At 67.7% G+C, this 15,971-nt stretch carries 15 protein-coding genes; 9 read left to right on the top strand and 6 right to left on the bottom strand.

The genetic code is table 11. The features are described 5' to 3' along the window. Positions 1-5 precede the first annotated feature (5 nt). The 3 genes from EEJ31_RS03125 to EEJ31_RS03115 form a co-directional block, all read right to left on the bottom strand. Positions 6-782 (bottom strand): ABC transporter ATP-binding protein, encoded by a 777-nt coding sequence (locus tag EEJ31_RS03125; protein ID WP_123044826.1) that lies wholly within the window; start codon positions 780-782, stop codon positions 6-8. A gap of 213 nt (positions 783-995) precedes the next feature. Further along, positions 996-2,432: an MFS transporter gene (locus EEJ31_RS03120; RefSeq protein ID WP_123044825.1), complete on the bottom strand. Its 1,437-nt coding sequence runs from the start codon at positions 2,430-2,432 to the stop codon at positions 996-998. Positions 2,433-2,437: 5 nt separating this feature from the next. Beyond that, positions 2,438-2,953 carry a GNAT family N-acetyltransferase gene (locus EEJ31_RS03115; RefSeq protein WP_123044824.1) on the bottom strand — a complete coding sequence of 172 codons (516 nt, stop codon included), beginning with the start codon at positions 2,951-2,953 and terminating at the stop codon, positions 2,438-2,440. Between the two features lie 127 nt (positions 2,954-3,080). On the opposite strand from EEJ31_RS03115, the gene EEJ31_RS03110 reads away from it, so the two are divergent. The 6 genes from EEJ31_RS03110 (at position 3,081) to EEJ31_RS03085 (ending at position 9,129) form a co-directional block, all read left to right on the top strand. Continuing rightward, complete coding sequence (locus tag EEJ31_RS03110) at positions 3,081-5,816, top strand: helix-turn-helix transcriptional regulator (protein WP_123044823.1); 2,736 nt, start codon at positions 3,081-3,083, stop codon at positions 5,814-5,816. Between the two features lie 58 nt (positions 5,817-5,874). Beyond that, positions 5,875-6,456 carry a DJ-1/PfpI family protein gene (locus EEJ31_RS03105; RefSeq protein WP_158603886.1) on the top strand — a complete coding sequence of 194 codons (582 nt, stop codon included), beginning with the start codon at positions 5,875-5,877 and terminating at the stop codon, positions 6,454-6,456. 86 nt (positions 6,457-6,542) lie between these two features. Further along, positions 6,543-7,973, top strand: a complete 1,431-nt coding sequence (locus EEJ31_RS03100; RefSeq protein WP_123044821.1) for an MFS transporter — start codon at positions 6,543-6,545, stop codon at positions 7,971-7,973. Next, positions 7,970-8,257 carry an ATP-binding domain-containing protein gene (locus tag EEJ31_RS03095; RefSeq protein ID WP_123044820.1) on the top strand — a complete coding sequence of 96 codons (288 nt, stop codon included), beginning with the start codon at positions 7,970-7,972 and terminating at the stop codon, positions 8,255-8,257. The genes EEJ31_RS03100 and EEJ31_RS03095 overlap by 4 nt, the downstream gene beginning before the upstream one ends. A 33-nt stretch (positions 8,258-8,290) precedes the next feature. Further along, positions 8,291-8,650 (top strand): VOC family protein, encoded by a 360-nt coding sequence (locus tag EEJ31_RS03090; protein ID WP_123044819.1) that lies wholly within the window; start codon positions 8,291-8,293, stop codon positions 8,648-8,650. Positions 8,651-8,661: 11 nt separating this feature from the next. Then, positions 8,662-9,129, top strand: a complete 468-nt coding sequence (locus tag EEJ31_RS03085) for an SRPBCC family protein (protein ID WP_123044818.1) — start codon at positions 8,662-8,664, stop codon at positions 9,127-9,129. Here EEJ31_RS03085 and EEJ31_RS03080 read toward each other — a convergent pair. Then, positions 9,126-10,154, bottom strand: coding sequence for an LLM class flavin-dependent oxidoreductase (locus EEJ31_RS03080; RefSeq protein ID WP_123044876.1), 1,029 nt, complete (start codon positions 10,152-10,154; stop codon positions 9,126-9,128). The two genes, EEJ31_RS03085 and EEJ31_RS03080, sit on opposite strands and share 4 nt — an antisense overlap. Before the next feature lie 190 nt (positions 10,155-10,344). On the opposite strand from EEJ31_RS03080, the gene EEJ31_RS03075 reads away from it, so the two are divergent. The 3 genes from EEJ31_RS03075 (at position 10,345) to EEJ31_RS03065 (ending at position 13,358) form a co-directional block, all read left to right on the top strand. Further along, the gene (locus EEJ31_RS03075; protein WP_148040115.1) at positions 10,345-11,046 is read left to right on the top strand and encodes a hypothetical protein; all 702 of its coding nucleotides are present in this window, start codon (positions 10,345-10,347) and stop codon (positions 11,044-11,046) included. Positions 11,047-11,225: 179 nt separating this feature from the next. Beyond that, positions 11,226-12,857 carry a GGDEF domain-containing protein gene (locus EEJ31_RS03070; RefSeq protein ID WP_123044816.1) on the top strand — a complete coding sequence of 544 codons (1,632 nt, stop codon included), beginning with the start codon at positions 11,226-11,228 and terminating at the stop codon, positions 12,855-12,857. Positions 12,858-12,968: 111 nt separating this feature from the next. Further along, a complete protein-coding gene (locus EEJ31_RS03065; RefSeq protein WP_123044815.1) occupies positions 12,969-13,358 on the top strand; it encodes a VOC family protein in 390 nt (129 codons plus the stop codon). A 33-nt stretch (positions 13,359-13,391) separates the two neighbouring features. On the opposite strand, the gene EEJ31_RS03060 is transcribed toward EEJ31_RS03065, so the two are convergent. Together EEJ31_RS03060 and EEJ31_RS03055 are read right to left on the bottom strand one after the other, a co-directional pair. After that, positions 13,392-14,882: a purine-cytosine permease family protein gene (locus tag EEJ31_RS03060; protein ID WP_123044814.1), complete on the bottom strand. Its 1,491-nt coding sequence runs from the start codon at positions 14,880-14,882 to the stop codon at positions 13,392-13,394. A gap of 164 nt (positions 14,883-15,046) precedes the next feature. Then, on the bottom strand, positions 15,047-15,964 hold the full coding sequence (locus tag EEJ31_RS03055) for a LysR family transcriptional regulator (protein ID WP_123044813.1): 918 nt from the start codon (positions 15,962-15,964) through the stop codon (positions 15,047-15,049). Positions 15,965-15,971 lie beyond the last annotated feature (7 nt).

The following is a 15,971-nucleotide window of genomic DNA, read 5'->3' as shown; positions in this document are numbered from 1 at the left end:
GGCGCCTACTCTCCGATCCGGGTGGACGGCGCCTCGAGGTGCGCCATCTTGCTGAGGATTGCCGGAACGGTGGGGTCTTCGAGCTCGTCGATGACTCGGCCGTCGGCGAGGAATACGATTCGGTCGACGTGGGAGGCGGCGGAGGGATCATGGGTGACCATGACGATGGTCTGTCCCATCTCGTGCGCGGCCTTCCGCAGAATGCCGAGGAGCGCTTCGCCGTGCCGTGAGTCGAGGTTGCCTGTCGGCTCGTCGGCGAACACCACTTCGGGGCGCGCGATGAGCGCACGAGCAACCGCAACCCGCTGCTGTTGACCCCCGGAGAGTTCGTGGGGGCGGTGGGTGAGGCGCTGCTCTATGCCAAGAACGGATGCGAGCTCGGCCATCCACGCCGGGTCGGGGCGCTTGCCGGCGAGAGTCAGCGGAAGCGCGATGTTCTCGGAGGCGGTCAGCGCCGGCACCAGGTTGAAGCTCTGGAAGACGAAGCCGATCCGCTCCCGTCGAAGAAGCGTGCGCTGCTTCTCACCGAGGGCGGTGATGTCGGTGGATCCGATGAGGACCTGGCCGGAGTCGATGGTGTCGAGGCCCGCCATGGCGTGCATCATCGTGGACTTTCCGGAGCCGGACGGGCCCATGATCGCCGTGAAGCGTCCCGCTTCGATCTGGAGGGTGGCGCCGTCGAGGGCGCGGACGGTCGTCTCGTCGCGGCCGTAGATTTTGACGACATCGCGTGCCTGCACGGCGAGGGCGGTACTGGTTCTGGATTCCAGGGTGGCGAGCATTATTTCTGTCCTTTCGAGGAAGTGCGGATGCGGAGCTGGGTGAATCGGGATCGTGCGGTGGCGCGGCGACGGCCGGGACGTGTAACGGAGCGGGAGCGCCGCTCGATCTGGAGGCGCGTGGTTTCCGTGTTGTGCACGGTGAGCCACATCTCGGGAGGGATGTTCATGTCATTTCCTTTCGGGTAGGGAGTGGAGGGTGGTCACAGTGCGGCGTTAGCGGGCGCCGACGGGCGCGGGCGATGAGAGCGGTGGCGTGGAGGCTTCGCTCGGGCGGAGCAGGCCGACGGCAGCGACCCCGGCGGTGAGCAGTGCCGTGAGTCCGGCGGCGAGGAAGGCGGCGTGGAACCCGGTCGCTGACGTGACTGCGACGGCCGTGCCGTCGTCGGCGCCGCTGAAGGCCGCCGCGATCATGGTGAACACGGCGATGCCGAGCGCCCCACCGAGCTGGAAGCTTGCACTCGCCATTCCGGAGGCCACTCCTGACCGCTCCGCGGGCACAGCCGCTGTGATCACCATGGTCGATGGCATGAAGCTGAAGGCGACTCCTGTCGCTGCGAGCATGAGGCCCGGCAGGATGCTGACGGCGTAGCTTCCGGATGCCGGGCACTCAGACAGCCAGATCAGCCCGGCACCAAGGAGCACGAGGCCCACCGTCACCGTGCGGGCGGCCCCCAGTTTGCCGAGGACCCGGGGGAGCGCGAGCGTTGACACGAGGAACCCGGCGGCCGAGGTAGGAAGCATCGCGAGGCCGGCCTGCTCGGGCGCGTACGCCTGCACCTGCTGCAGGAAAAGAGCCACAAGGAAGAAGGTGCACACCCGGGTCGCTCCGCCGAGAACGCCGACCAGAGCGCCCACGGACAACTGCGGCGAGCCGAACAGCGCGAGCGGCACGATCGGGTCCTGGGCCCGGCGCTCGATGATGAGGAACATCACGAAGGCGGCCATGGCCACCGCGAGGCCGCCGAGAAATCGCGGGGACTGCCATCCGTGGTCGGGGATGGAGAGCACCGCGAAGACGAGGGCCAGGGCGGTGCACGTCACCGCGGCGGCGCCGGCTGCGTCGAACGAGCGGCGCGTGCCGGCCGCGCCGGCACGCGGCAGGACCAAGTGCGAGCAGGCGACGGCCCCGGCGGAGAAGGGTACGGTCAGCAGGAATACCCCCTGCCAGCCGAAGGCCGCGGTCGTGAGCCCCCCGACGCTGACACCCAGCGCGCCGCCGACGGCGGAGGCCGCGCCCCACACGCTGACCGCCACCGCCTTGCGGGGCCCGGCGAACGTGATCAGCAGGATCGACAGCGCCGCCGGGCTGAGAATCGCCGCGCCGAGTCCCTGCAGGGCGCGCGCGGCCAGCAGCATGGCCTCGGATGCCGCGGTGCCGGCCAGCAGGGATGCCACGGTGACGAGCGCAGCGCCGATCGCGAACATGCGGCGGCGGCCGAGCAGGTCGGCGGCCCGGCCGGAGATCAGCAGGAAACCGCCGAAGGTGAGGAAGTACGCGTTGGCGACCCACGCGGTCCCCTCGGCGGAGAGGCGGAGGTCGGTGGTCATCGACGGCAAGGCCACGTTCACGATCGAGGAGTCGAGCATGACGATGAACTGGGCCAAGACCAGGACGACGAGAACCAGGCGGCGGCTGGTGAGCAGGCTCATGGCGCTCACCGGACCGTGGTGGTGACGCAAGGGGCGCGGGTCGGGTCAATGGTGGGGCGGTAGGCCTCCGGCGTCCACGTCGCGATCATCTTCGTGGTGAGCGTGGCTCCGAGGCGCGTGTAGAAGCGTTGCCCGTCGACGTTGCCGAGCTTGACGCCCCACTGCACCGTGCTGTCGTCGCCCGCCGCCAGCGTGGCGACGGCGGTCATCAGTCGGCCGCCGAGGCCCTCGCTCCGGAAACCGGGCCTGACGAAGAGGTCGTCCAGCGCCAGGATGTCGCGCCCTTCCCAGAGGCTGAGGCGCCGGGTCAGGGACGCGTACCCGACGACCTCGCCGTCGTGCTCCGCGAGGAGAACGACGACGTCGTCGCGATTCAGCAGCTCGCCCCACCGGCCGGCCGTCACGCGCACCTGCTGGTCCGACCCTTCGTGGGTGGCCAGCTCCATGACGAGATCGTGCAGCACAGGCGCGTCCTCGGGCCTCGCGCGGCGGATGCCGGCGCGTGATCCCTGCGTTTCCATCGGATTCTTCCCTTCCCTCGCGGTTCCGGGTTCGGTGGCCCGGCGTCGATATGTCCATCCTTCAAATGGGCGAGGGGGAGGGCACCGGTGATATCGCCGGGATTGGCGCGCTGGCTAAACTGGGCCGGTGCTGTTGGGACGCGACACCGAGCTGGGCCTGGCCCGGGAGGTCATCGACCGTGCGCGCGACGGCCACGGCGGCGCGTTCGTCCTTCACGGGGAGGCGGGGGTGGGCAAGTCCGCCCTGCTCGCGGCCGTCGCCGACGCCACCGACGGGTTCACTGTGCTACGGACACAGGGCATCGAATCGGAGGCACCACTCGCCTTCGCCGCGTTGCACCGCCTTCTTCTTCCGCTTCTGGACCGCCTCGACGAGCTCCCCGAGCCTCAGGCCAAGGCGCTGCGTGGAGTCTTCGGGCTCGCCGAGTGGAGCGGATCGGCGACCGGCAACGAGCGCTTCCTTGTCTTCCTCGCCGCCCTGGGCCTTCTCGTGGGCGCTGCGGAGGAGGTGCCCGTGCTCTGCGTCATCGACGATGCGCACTGGCTCGACGATGCGTCCGCCGCCGCCTTGCTCTTCATCGCCCGACGCGTGCAGGTCGAGCCCGTGGCCATGCTCTTCGGGGCGCGTGACGGCGACGCACGCCGGTTCGACCCGGGCGAACTGCCGGGGCGGCGGCTGGCAGGACTCGACGACGAGTCGGCGGAGAAACTCCTCCTCGCCCACGCGAATGCCGTCGTTCCGGCGTCGGTGCGGGAGCAGTTGCTGCGCAGGGCCGAGGGGAATCCGCTCGCCCTGGTCGAGATTCCCGCCGCGCTGTCCGCGCCCCAGCTCGAGGGGGAGGCCCTGCTGCCCGCGCACCTTCCCCTCACAGACGGCATCGAGCGGGTCTTTCTGGACCGCTACGACCGGGTCCCCGCCGAGGGGAGAATGTACCTCGTCATCGCGGCGGCAGACGACTCAGGCGACACCCACGTCGTCGACGGCGCCGCACGGCACCTCGGAACCGGCGACGAGGGCCGTGAGTTGGCGGAGCAATCGGGGCTGCTGCAGGTGAGCGGCGGGGCGCTGCGAATGCGCCACCCGCTGGTGAGGTCTGCGATCTACGCTGCGGCATCCCGCGTTGAGCGACGCCGGGCGCACGCCGCGCTTGCCGAGGTGCTGGGGGCACACGGCGACCACGACCGCGCTGCCTGGCACCAGGCTGCCGGCCTGGACCATCCTGACGAGGCCACTGCCGCGCTCCTGGAATCGATCGCGTCGCGGTCCCAAGCCGGTGGCGGCCACGAATCGGCGTCGGCAGCCTGGGAGCGTGCGTCCGAGCTGTCAGCCCGGCAGGAGGATGCTGCTCGCCGCCTGTACGCCGCGGCCGCCGCGGCGTGGATGGCCGGGCAGCCGGACCGCTCCCGCACCCTGGCGCAGATGGCTCGTCCGCGCGCGGAGGAGCCGATCCTCGTGGCCGACATCGACAAGCTGCGCGCGATCGCCGAGATGAATTTCGGGTCGGCGCGAGTCTCCCACGGAATCCTGCTCCGTGCCGCCCGGGACGTCGCTCCCGTCGACCCGGGCCGCGCCCGGGAGATGGCGATGATCGCCACGGCGCTGGTTGTCTTCGGCGCGGATTCCGGAATCGCGATCCACCCGCTGACGCTCGTGCCGCCGGTGGCAGATGAAGACAACGCGCACGATGTCTGCTTCGGGGCGCTGCTCACGGCGATGCAGCGGCTCGTTGAGGGAGACCTGGCGTCGGGGACCGCGGAATTCCGCCGCGCCCTCGCCGCGGCCGAAGGCCTGAGATTTCCCGACCTGCTCACGAACATCCCGATCGCCGCCGTGCAGGTGGGAGACGACAGCGCCGCGCTTCGCTGGCACGACATCGAGCTCGACGAGGCCCGCCAGAATGCCTCACCTTTCCACATCCTGCACGCGCTTACCCGGCGGTCCCTCCCCGACCTCGTCACCGGCCGATGGACCGACCTCGCCTCCGCGGCATCCGAGGCACTCAACCTCGCCGAAGCCACCAGCCAGCCCAACCAGAAGACCTTCCCGCTTGCCGCCCTCCTGCTTCTCTCGGCATTCCGGGGGGAGGACGGCTTCGACCGGGACCTGCGCGAGGTCGAACGACACGCGATCGACCACCCCGCCGGCATCCTGGACGCCGGGATCCAGGACGTGCTCGCCTGGGCGCGTGCCGTGCACCTCGCTCCCGCCAACGCGGACGAAGCACTTCACCACCTGACCCGCATCTCCCACCCCCAGAACGCGCGCGCGGCCGTGCTCGACCGGCTCGAGACGGCAGCGCGCGCCGGGCGGCGAGACATCGTCCAGGCAGCTACCGACGACATCGCCGCCTACGCTGCCGGCACCGGCGCCGCCTGGGCCGCGGCGGCCGCCGAGCACGGCAGAGCGCTGCTCGCCGAGGGCGGCGAGGCCGAGCGGCACTTCCTCAGCGCGCTCGAACACCACGACCGGGGGATGCGCCCCTTCAACCGAGCGCGCACCGCGCTGGCTCTCGGCGAGTTCCTGCGCCGCGCCCGACGACGGGTGGATTCGCGTGAGCACCTGCGCTCAGCCCTGGTGACGTTCGAGGAACTGGGCGCCCGCCCGTGGGCGGAGCGCGCCCGTGACGAGCTGCGGGCGTCCGGGGAGTCTTCCCGACGTAGGGAGGATCGGGCGGCAAACCCGCTCACGCCGCAGGAGCAGCAGGTCGCCCGGCTGGTACAGCAAGGCCTGCCGAACCGCGACGTGGCGGCTCGCCTCTTCGTCAGCCCGCGAACGGTGGACTTCCACCTGCGCAACGTGTTCACGAAGCTGGGCATCAGTTCCCGGGGCGGCCTGCTGCAGGTCGACCTGGACGCCGTGTGACCTCAACCCGGCGATTCCGCCGGTGCGGCGTGCGCGCCGTGGTTGCCAGCATCGGACTGTGCAGATCGCAGTACTGATTTTCGACCAGGTCACGGCCCTGGAGGCCGTCGTGCCTTACGAGGTCCTCAGCCGGCTCCCGCTGGCGCAGGTGACCTTCGTGAACGAGCGGATCGGGCAGGTCAGGTGCGACACCGGCCGACTTGCCCTCACCGCGGATGCGGTTCTCGACGAGCTTCCCCATCCGGATGTCATCGTGGTGCCCGGTGGCGCCGGCCGGCACCGGCACATGGGCAACGGGTCGGTACATCGGTGGCTCCGGTCAGCCAGTCATACCGCGACGTGGGTGTTCGGCGTGGGGGAGGGTTCGCTGATCCTCGCGGCCGCCGGCGTACTGCACGGCCGCGGAGTGGCGACCTCCCACGACTGCCTGCGTGAGGAGATCGAGCGCCTCGGCGCCCTCCCGGTTCAGGCGCGAGCACACATCGACGGTATCTGTGCGACCGCCGCCGACGCCGCCTCCGCCGTCGACCTGGCACTGGAGGTGGCACGGCGAACCGCCGGCACGGAGGCGACCGACAGGATCCGCGACCAGCTCGCGTCGCTCCCCACCGTGATTCCTGCCGCCGGCGACCGCAACTAAGCCCGGCAATTCTCCCGGTGCCGCAAGCTCGCTCGTCGGAGCAACCTGAAGCCGGCATCACACCCCCAAACCTCAAAGGAGCCGTCATGTCCGCGTCACATCACCCCCTACCGATCGCCCCAGCCGGGCAGACCGGCGCCGAGCCTGAGAGACGGCCCTGGCTGGTGCTCGGGCTCATGCTCCTCGCCCAGTTCATGGTGATCCTCGATGTCAGTGTCGTGAACGTCGCGCTGCCGAGCATCGGCACGTCCCTCTCGTTCACCACCGCCGACTACGGGTGGACGGTGAGCGCCTACGTTCTACTCAGCGGCGGACTGCTGCTGCTCGGCGGCCGTCTCGCCGACCTGATCGACCGCCGACGCATGTTCCTGATCGGGTTGACGCTCTTTACGACCGCGTCGCTCGTGAGCGGGCTCGCGGCGTCGCCGGCGATGCTCATCGTTTCCCGTGCCGCCCAGGGTATGGGGGCCGCCATGCTGACTCCGGCCGCGTTGGCGATCGTCATGACCACCTACGCCGGACGCCAGCGGGCCACGGCGCTCGCGGTCTGGGGAACGATCGGCAGCATGGGCATCGCCGCCGGCGTCCTCTTCGGGGGCGCCCTGACCGCCACCCTCGGCTGGCGGGGAGTGTTCTTCATCAACGTGCCGATCGGGGTCGCGGTGGGGCTGCTCGCGATCCTCCGGGTCCCGGCCGGGATCACCGTGCTGACCAGCATCCGTCGCCTTGACCTTGGTGGCGCCGTCACCGCCGTGCTCGGCCTGATCGCACTGGTGTTCGGCATCCAGCACGCCGGTGCACAAGGCTGGAGCGACCCGCTCACGTTCGCAGCGCTCGCCGCGGCCGTCGTCCTCCTGGTGGCCTTCGCCCTGATCGAACGACGCGGGGCGGCGCCCCTCGTGCCGCCGCACGTGTGGCGCATCCGCTCCCTCGTCGCCTCCACGGCTGTCATGGCCGGCGTGACCGGTGCCGTCGTCGGCTCGATCTTCCTGAATTCGCTCTTCCTGCAACGGGTTCTCGGTGGTTCGGCCATCATCACCGGTCTGCAGTTCCTGCCGCTTGCGCTCGTCATCACGCTCGCGGCGGCCGTCTCAGGAAAACTCCTCGGCACGATCAGTCCCCGCCTGATGATGACGGGCGGACTGGGCATCACAGCCGTCGGCGCGGCCCTCCTCGTTCATGCCGGCGCCACGTCGGACTACCTCACCGGTGTGCTGCCCGGCTTCATCGTGCTCGGGCTCGGCGTCGGCCCGCTGTTCGTCGCGATCTCGGTTGCCGCCATGAGCGGCATCCGCGGTGAGGAGGCCGGCCTCGCTTCCGGCGTCATGATGACGGGCCACGAGGTGGGTGCTGCGCTCGGCGTCGCCGTACTGACCGCGGTCGGCGGGGATCTCACCACCGTCGGCGGGCTCGTCGAGGCGTACCCCAAGGCCTTCGGCGCCCTGACCCTGATCCTCGCCGCGCTCGCCGTGTTCGCGGTCTTCGCTGTCCCGCGTCGGGCCGGAGTACCGGACTGAGGTTCGGGCTCGGCCACGCGCAGCATGCTGAGGAAAGTAAAGGGCTCGAGTTCGACACGGTGCTTCTGGTTGAACCGGGTGCATCCACGAGCGCAGGGCGCGCGGACCTCGCCCGCCTGTACGTGGCCCTCACCCGCGCCACCCAGCGCCTGGTCATCGTCGAGCACTACCGCTGCGCGGAGGATGCTTTCGCATCGTCGGACTGCCAGGGCACGACCGATGACCTGACCCTTGAACGCTGTACCGTCAACGCCTGGCTGCGCAGGGGCCGACCTGGCGCTTGAAGAGGTGCACCCCGCGCTGATACTTTGCCTGACATGGCTATCGCAGCATCTCCCACCGTTGTCCTCGACTGTCCTGACGCCCGTGCGCTCGCCGCGTTCTACGGCGACGTCCTCGACTGGAAGCTCACCGTCGAGGACGGCTGGGTGGATATCCGCCCCGAAGACGGAAGCACCTGCATCTCGTTCCAGCAGGTCGACGACTACCGGGCACCGGAGTGGCCGGGTCAGACCGTGCCACAGCAGATGCACTTCGACCTGGTGGTGCCCGACCTCGATGTCGCCGAAGCCGCGGTGCTTGAGCGGGGCGCGACCAAGGCGGAGGTGCAGCCGGGCATTTCGTTCCGTGTCTTTCTCGATCCGGCGGGGCATCCGTTCTGCCTGTGCGCCGAATGAGCGAGGCCGGCATGACAGCAACGGATGACGCCCAGCGCGTCGCCAGCGCCAGCCGCACCATCGACGCGCCCGCCGATGTCATCTTCGAGCTGATCGCCGACCCGGCGAAGCAGCCCAGCTGGGACGGTAACGACAACCTGGCGCACGCGGACCCGGGCCAGCGCGTGCACCAGGTCGGCGATGTCTTCACGATGGTGCTGACGGGTGACGGAGCCGTTCGCGAGAACCACGTCGTGGAATTCGACGAGCAGCGACGCATCGCATGGATGCCTGCAGAGCCGGGCGGCCACCCCATCGGGCACGTCTGGCGCTGGGAACTGCTTCCCGAGGGCCAGGACCGCACCGTCGTGACGCACACCTACGACTGGACGAAGCTCACCGACGAGAAGCGCCTCAAACGGGCCGCGGCGACCACACGGGACCGCCTGCTCGCGTCGATCGACCGGCTCGCGGCCGTCGCGACGGCGAAAATAGGCTAGGCCAGCAGCTCGCGCACACGCGGGATCACCCGCGTGCCGTACAGCTCGATGCTCGCCATCAGCTGCTCGTGAGGCATCGGTCCGCTGGCGTACTTGAGGTCGAAGCGGTCCAGGCCGAGCGCCTGCGCGGTGGCCGCTATGCGCTGGGCGACCGTTTCGGGCGAGCCGACGTAGAGCGAGCCGAGCTCGATCTCGTTCAGATACTCCGACTCCGTGACCGGTGGCCAGCCCCGCTCGGCGCCGATACGGTCCCGGTTGGCCTTGAAGTGCGGCCACAGTTCCTCGCGGGCCTGGTCGTCGGTGGCGGCGATGTGGCCGGGGGAGTGTGCTCCGAGGGGCATCGGCGGCACCCCCAGCTGGTCGGCCGCGCGCTTGTACAGCTCCACATACGGCAGGAACCGGCGCGGGTCGCCACCGATGATCGCCAGCATCATCGGGATGCCGGAGCGCACCGACCGCACGACGGACTCCGGCGAGCCGCCGACCCCGATCCAGGCCTTCAGACGCCCGGACTCCGTCTTGGGAAAGACGTCCTGGTCGACCAGGGGCGTGCGGTAGCTGCCCGACCACGTGATGGGCTGCTCCCTGAGCGCCTTCACGAACAGGTCCAGCTTCTCGGTGAACAGCGTCTCGTAGTCAGCCAGGTCGAAACCGAACAGCGGGAAGGATTCGGTGAACGAGCCGCGGCCCAGAATGACCTCGGCGCGGCCGCTGCTCGCCGCGTCGAGAGTGGAGAACCGCTCGAACACGCGGATCGGGTCGTCCGACGACAACACGGTGACGGCCGTTCCAAGACGGATGCGCGCAGTCTGGCCGGCGACCGCGGCCAGCACCATGTCGGGTGCGGAGATGGCGAAATCGTTGCGGTGGTGCTCCCCGATGCCGATGAAGTCGACGCCAACACTGTCGGCACGCACCGCCTGCGCGATCGTGTTGCGGATGACCTGCGCATCGCTGAGGCGCTCGCCGTTGTGGTCGACGGTGACGTCACCGAAGGTATCGAGACCGAGTTCGAGGAGTGCCATGGCATCCATCTCCTATCGCTGAAAATCAATGCAAACGCATCGTTCTACGCAACTTCCGAAGCCTGCGCCGTATTCCCCCGGAGCGGCTGGAGGATAATCGAAGAAATGGGGATGCTCAGGCATGCGGTGAAAGCGGCATGCCTGGCACGGTGAATGGGGGAGAGCCTGGTATGACGGAATCTGTTGACGAATGAGTAGTTGGCGCGCGACCTTGTTCCCGCTCCTGAAGCGCACCGTGCCGGACATCGACAGGCTGCGGGACGAGCTGGGCAGTCGGTTGCTGACCGACGGCGAGGAGTGCGAGTTGTTCCGGCCCAAGCGCATCCTCTGGCTGGGTGCATGGATGACATTCGGGGCCCTCACCATTCCTCTCTTCTTCACACTGTATTTCCTCACCATTCCCACCGGAACGTGGGTTCCGTTCGCTGTGGCGCACGCTGTACTCGTGCTGGCCTTCGCCGTGGTCGCGCAGCGGTTGAAGGCCGCCGGCGTGCTGCTGGCGCCCGACGGCATCCGGGAGCGCGAGTATTTCAGCCGGATGGCCTTCACCCCCGTCGAGGCGATCGCCACCGTCATGGTTGTCAAACTTGTCGACTCCTACGGGGAGGACGTGTCGCGCCAGCTGTTCATGCTCGATGCGGAGGGCCGACGACTCCTGCGACTTCGCGGGCAGCTGTGGCACGCGGCCGATTTCGATCGGGTGGTCGAGTACTTCTCTGTTCCTGTTCGGTACATCGAACCGGCGATGACGTGGCCCGAATTCCGACGCTCTCTTGGCGGCAACCTGGCGTGGTGGGAACGCCGCCCGATCCTCACGAACGCGATCCTCATTGCGATCTTCGTCGCCGTCGCCGTTTCGACGTTGTTCGCCGTCATGGCGGCGATCGACTGAGTGCGCGTCTCACCCCCAGTTCTGGAGTAGAAACCCTGTTCTGTCCGTAGCTTTCAGTTCCGCTGTACATAGGGTGAAGCTACGGATGCTACGGGCCGCGTGGGCCGGTGGCCACCGGCGCGTGAAGATGAATCCGACCCTGCGTTTTGGGGAGTGGATCGTATGAATGGGGCTCTCGGATGGTGATCGCCATGCAACGTGGAACCACCCATACGGAGCTCGTCACGCGCGAAGATCACCCGGATACGCTGGGCGCCGGGCTGGTACCCATCGCCGAATTCGGGCCGTTCGACGCTCTCGCCGATCGTGCTCACCAGCTGTATCTCGCCGGATTCTCGGAGCGATCGGTGCAATCGTGCCGAGTCTGGAAGCCTGCGACCAGGAGTGCGGGCGACAGCATCACAACCCGGTTCCTGTGCTACATCGAGGGCGTCGCCCTACAGGAGCTGGGTCGGCATCATGACGCCGTGACGGTTGCGATGGACTTGCTCGACGAGCTCGAAGGGGAGCGCCCTGATTCGATGTGGCGCGCAAAAGCGCTGGCGCTCCTAGCCGAGGCGTCTGCGCAGGCGAAGGAGGTCAGCCGGGCCATGGACGCCCTCGCCGAGGCAAGCTGGCTTGTCTCGGTCGCACAGCGCGGCAGCTACACCCACCTCTCCGCCAGCACCGCCGTTGCGGTAGCCCTGCGCGCCGTCTTCCTGTTCGAGCAGGCTGACGAATTGATGGCAGCGATCCGGCTTGGCGAGGACGTGGACATCGACCTCCTGGTGGTTCAGGAGCGGGCCCTTCTCTCGGCCTTCTGGGCGACGACGCTCCTCCTTGTGGGGCGTGACAAGGAAGCGCGACCACATCTGGTCCGGTGCGCCGAGCAGGGGCTGCAAATGGGAAGGATCGCTACCCTGGCGGGCAACGAGGAGATGTTCGCCCGAGCGGCCGTCTTCGAGGCCTACGCCTTCAGTCGACTCGGCTACACCGAGCTCGCTGCGGCTCGGGTCAACGAAGTCATGGGCATCTTCCCGCTCCGCGACGACCTCGTGGAGACCCACCTCGCACGCCTTGTCCTCGGCGAGGCAGCGACGGTGTCCGGTGACTTCGCCGAAGCTCGCCGGCAGTTGACGGCGGCCGCGCAAACGGCTGACCGGGCGAGTCGGGAGATGTGGGCGGCGGCTGCAGTGGAGGCGCTTGCCGATCTCGAAACGGCCGAGCATGGTGAGCATCCGGCCGTCGACCTGTGGAAACGACTCTCCCGGGAAGCGCTTGAGAGGGTGTGGGTCGAGCGCGACGGCCGGTTCACGTCGTTGCAGACCCGCAATCAGGTGCGGGCCCTGACGGCGGAGACCAGCCGCATGGGCGAAGCCGCGCTGCTCGACCCGCTGACGGGCCTGGGCAACCGGCACATGATGACCAACGCGATGGAGAACAAGGGCGACACGTTCTCGGCCCTGTTCGTCGACGTCGACGATTTCAAGCACGTGAATGACCGATTCTCACACGACGTCGGCGACGAGGTGCTGCGGCGTATCGCTGTTCTCCTCCGCACGCACTGCCGCGCCGATGACATCGCGGTGCGATATGGCGGCGACGAGTTCGTCTTGCTTGTCTTCGGAGATGGGGACGTTGCCCATGAGGTCGCGACGCGGTTCCACGACGCCGTGCGCAGGGCCCGATGGGGCCAAGTCGCCAAGGGGCTGACGGTGACCGTTTCGGTCGGAGTGGGTCACGCCGCCCCCGACCATGGAGCCATCGCGGCGGCGGATGCGGCGCTCTACGCAGCCAAGGGCGCCGGTCGCGACTGCGTCGTCGGCGCGTAGCGGATGTCGCGATGACCGGTTCGACCGCATTCCAGCCGTACTGCGGTCTTGCCGTCTTCGGAAACCCGCTGGAGGATGATCAGAGTTCCTGAGCCCGCGAGGAGGCCGGCCATGTTCACACCCACCCACGCCGTCAGCGCTTTCAGCGTGGACGACATCGATGCCGCCAAGGGTTTCTACGGCGGGACGCTCGGCCTGACGGTCGACGACGGCGAGATGGGAACGGTCATGGTGACCCTCCCGGGCGGGGCCCAGGTGCTCCTCTACGCCAAGCCCAATCACGAGCCGGCCACGTTCACGATCATCAATTTCATCGTGGACGACGTCGAGGTCGCGGTCGATGGTCTGAACGAGCTGGGTGTGAAGACCACGATCTACGACGACTCCGATTTTCCGCCCGGCATGGGCACCGACGAGAAGGGGATCATGCGGGGCCGGGGGCCGGACATCGCCTGGTTCAAAGATCCCGCCGGCAACGTGCTCGCTGCGCTCAAGGCCTGAGCAGAGTCGTTGCGATTCGGGACGTTCTCGGTACTACGTCGTTAGGTTCGGCGTGCGGTTGCCGCGGACGAACTGCACTGCCTCTTCACCGAATTCTGTCTTGCCGGCGAGCGCGGTCCGCTGCTCGGCTTCCAGGTCGATGCTTCGAGCAAGGAGCAGGTACGCCAATGCGGAAGCAGCCAGCCCGATGAAGAGCGCGATGTCGGCCCCACCGAGCGCTTGCGCAATCGGACCCGTATACCAAACGGTGACGACGAAGGGAACCATCGCAACGATGCCGATGGCGTAGGCGGTCAGACCGCGCCAGCCCCAGTCGCCGTAAATGCCCCGTCGGTAGAAGATCTCCCGAATGGCGTAGTGGCCTCGCCGAACAAAGTAGTAGTCGACGAGGTTGACGGAGGTCCATGGGACCAGCACGTAAAGCAGGATGACGAGGAAACTGCCGAAGTTGCTCAGGAATTCGCCCGTGCTGACCAGGGAGCCGACGATCGCGGCAAGGGCGATCACGAGGCAGGCGACGATCCTGACCGTTCGGGTCGGTACGACGGGCCGGATCGAGTCGAGGATGGTGATGAGCTCGAGAGCAGCCGCGTAGATGTTGATCGTGATGACGCTGATGAGGCCGGGCAACGCGGCAATGAGAAGCCAGATGCCGGCGCCCGGGATGATGGCGTCGGCGGCGGCACGGACGCCGTCCAACGGCGACGTTCCGGAGAACGAGGCTGCGATGAGCGCGCCGAGTGCCATGAGCCAGACGGCGCCGGCGAAGACGCCCCCATAGGTGTAGCCGAGAGCCTTCGTGGGGCTGGTCTGTGGGGGAAGGTATCGCGAATAGTCGGACACGTAGGGCGCCCATCCGAGGGCGTAGGCAGCGGCACCGCCGAACTGCACGAGGAACGCGACCCAGTTGAAGTTCGCGAACGACAGCTGGGAGGCATCCAGGGGCACCACGAAAAGAGCCGCGACGGTGAAGACCCCGAACGTCACGAGGAAGAGGAGGGTGAGCCATCGCTGAGTGGCGTGGATCCAGTGGTAGCCGAATATGGCGAGAAGCACGGCAAGGCCACTCACGACGACATACCACAGAGCGCTGGCGTCCACGCCCGTGGTCATCACCAGCACGTCCGAGGCAAGCATCTGGTTGAACATGTTGAAGCCGACGAGGCTGAACACCACGACCGCGCAGATCACAATGACCCCGCGATAGCCGAACTGAGCCCGCGACTGGATCATCTGCGGGAGGCCCAATTGGGGGCCCTGTGCGGAATGGAACGCAGTGAAGACCGTTCCGACTGCCACGCCGATCACGATCGCCAGCAGCGAGGTCAGCAGCGTCGCGCCGAGCGCTGCACCCAGCATGCCGGTGGCAAGGGTGGTCACGTTGGCGTTCGACATGAACCACAGCGGGAAGAGCGACCAGGGCTTTCCGTGCCTGGCGGTCAGGGGAACCCAATCGATCGATCGGGACTCGACCCTCTCGACGTGGGTTGCTGCGTCATTCTCAATGCTGTGTGTCAGGTTCATGGCACTCCTAGAGGCGGATCGTGGCAAGCAGCACACGTCGAGGTGGTGTGAACGACATGAACGACGTCGTTGTCGGCTCGGGCGGCTGGCTTGGTTGACGACGATAAGCGTTCCGCTTCTTATCGCACAAGGCTATGTCTGCCTATCCTCTCTATAGTCGCAACCTATACTGCGCTGGCTGCCCCGTCGCGTGAACCCAACAACATGCCGGTTGCCATCCGCACGAGTTCGCTCGTCACGGGGGACAACGCCACGTTTTCTCGTACCAGGAGTGCGATGGTCTCGTGGAATGGCTCCGCGAACGGCACGGTCGAAATGCCGGCCGGAAAGACGGAACTCTCCGCCACTGATCGGGACACAATGGTGTCGCCGATGCCGCGAGCGACCAATCCGAGGGCGGACTCGACGTTCTCGACTTCGATCATCGGATCCAGACGCACGCCGACGACCTGCGCGCGGTCCGCCAGCTGTCGCCGGGTCGGGTCGTTCCAGCCGTAGTGTGCGTCGTAGAGGATGAGAGGCGCGTCGGGAATCGATTCGATTGTCATCGGACGCGTCGTCCGGGCCGGGTTCGCACTGGCCCAAAGAACCTCGTCGCGGAGGAGGGGGGTGATGCGCAGGCCTTCGTCAGGGATCGGCAGCATAGCGAGGCCCGCTTCCAGCTCACCGGAACGAACTCCCTCCGCTACTTCATACGAATTCTGACCGACCAGGCGGGTGCGGACCCCCGGGTGCTCGCGATGAAAGCGCTCTGCCAAGTCGGAAAGGAAGTAATACGAGGCATTGCGAAGGACGCCGAAAGAGGCGACTCCGCCCGTGATTCCTCGGAGAGCGCTCATTGACTGTTCTGCGCCGTCGATCCCTGCGACGACCCGTTGCGCCCATGTCAGTAGCTCCTTGCCGGCCGCCGTGAGCACCAACCGGCGCCCCGCTCGGATAAAGAGAGCAAGGCCGTTCTCGATCTCGAGCTTTCGTACCAGCTCAGACACTGTCGGCTGCGTCGTTCCGAGCGCATCAGCGGCCGCAGTGAACGTCCCCAGCGTTGCCGCGAGTAGAAAAGCTCGCAATTGGGTGATTGTCATAGCTCTA

The sequence above is a fragment of the Cryobacterium tepidiphilum genome, assembly GCF_003716325.1.
GTDB classification, from domain to species: domain Bacteria; phylum Actinomycetota; class Actinomycetes; order Actinomycetales; family Microbacteriaceae; genus Cryobacterium; species Cryobacterium tepidiphilum.
The sequence above is the reverse complement of the archived record's forward strand: the minus strand, read 5'-3'. Positions and strand labels throughout refer to the sequence as shown.

What these genes read in the sequence shown, in the direction of transcription:
- EEJ31_RS03115 (WP_123044824.1), bottom strand. Translation starts at nt 2,953, where the DNA reads ATGGAAACGCAGGGATCACGCGCCGGCATCCGCCGCGCGAGGCCCGAG.
- EEJ31_RS03055 (WP_123044813.1), bottom strand. Translation starts at nt 15,964, where the DNA reads ATGACAATCACCCAATTGCGAGCTTTTCTACTCGCGGCAACGCTGGGG.
- EEJ31_RS03120 (WP_123044825.1), bottom strand. Translation starts at nt 2,432, where the DNA reads ATGAGCCTGCTCACCAGCCGCCGCCTGGTTCTCGTCGTCCTGGTCTTG.
- EEJ31_RS03090 (WP_123044819.1), top strand. Translation starts at nt 8,291, where the DNA reads ATGGCTATCGCAGCATCTCCCACCGTTGTCCTCGACTGTCCTGACGCC.
- EEJ31_RS03065 (WP_123044815.1), top strand. Translation starts at nt 12,969, where the DNA reads ATGTTCACACCCACCCACGCCGTCAGCGCTTTCAGCGTGGACGACATC.
- EEJ31_RS03080 (WP_123044876.1), bottom strand. Translation starts at nt 10,154, where the DNA reads ATGGCACTCCTCGAACTCGGTCTCGATACCTTCGGTGACGTCACCGTC.
- EEJ31_RS03060 (WP_123044814.1), bottom strand. Translation starts at nt 14,882, where the DNA reads ATGAACCTGACACACAGCATTGAGAATGACGCAGCAACCCACGTCGAG.
- EEJ31_RS03100 (WP_123044821.1), top strand. Translation starts at nt 6,543, where the DNA reads ATGTCCGCGTCACATCACCCCCTACCGATCGCCCCAGCCGGGCAGACC.
- EEJ31_RS03125 (WP_123044826.1), bottom strand. Translation starts at nt 782, where the DNA reads ATGCTCGCCACCCTGGAATCCAGAACCAGTACCGCCCTCGCCGTGCAG.
- EEJ31_RS03075 (WP_148040115.1), top strand. Translation starts at nt 10,345, where the DNA reads ATGAGTAGTTGGCGCGCGACCTTGTTCCCGCTCCTGAAGCGCACCGTG.
- EEJ31_RS03085 (WP_123044818.1), top strand. Translation starts at nt 8,662, where the DNA reads ATGACAGCAACGGATGACGCCCAGCGCGTCGCCAGCGCCAGCCGCACC.
- EEJ31_RS03070 (WP_123044816.1), top strand. Translation starts at nt 11,226, where the DNA reads ATGGTGATCGCCATGCAACGTGGAACCACCCATACGGAGCTCGTCACG.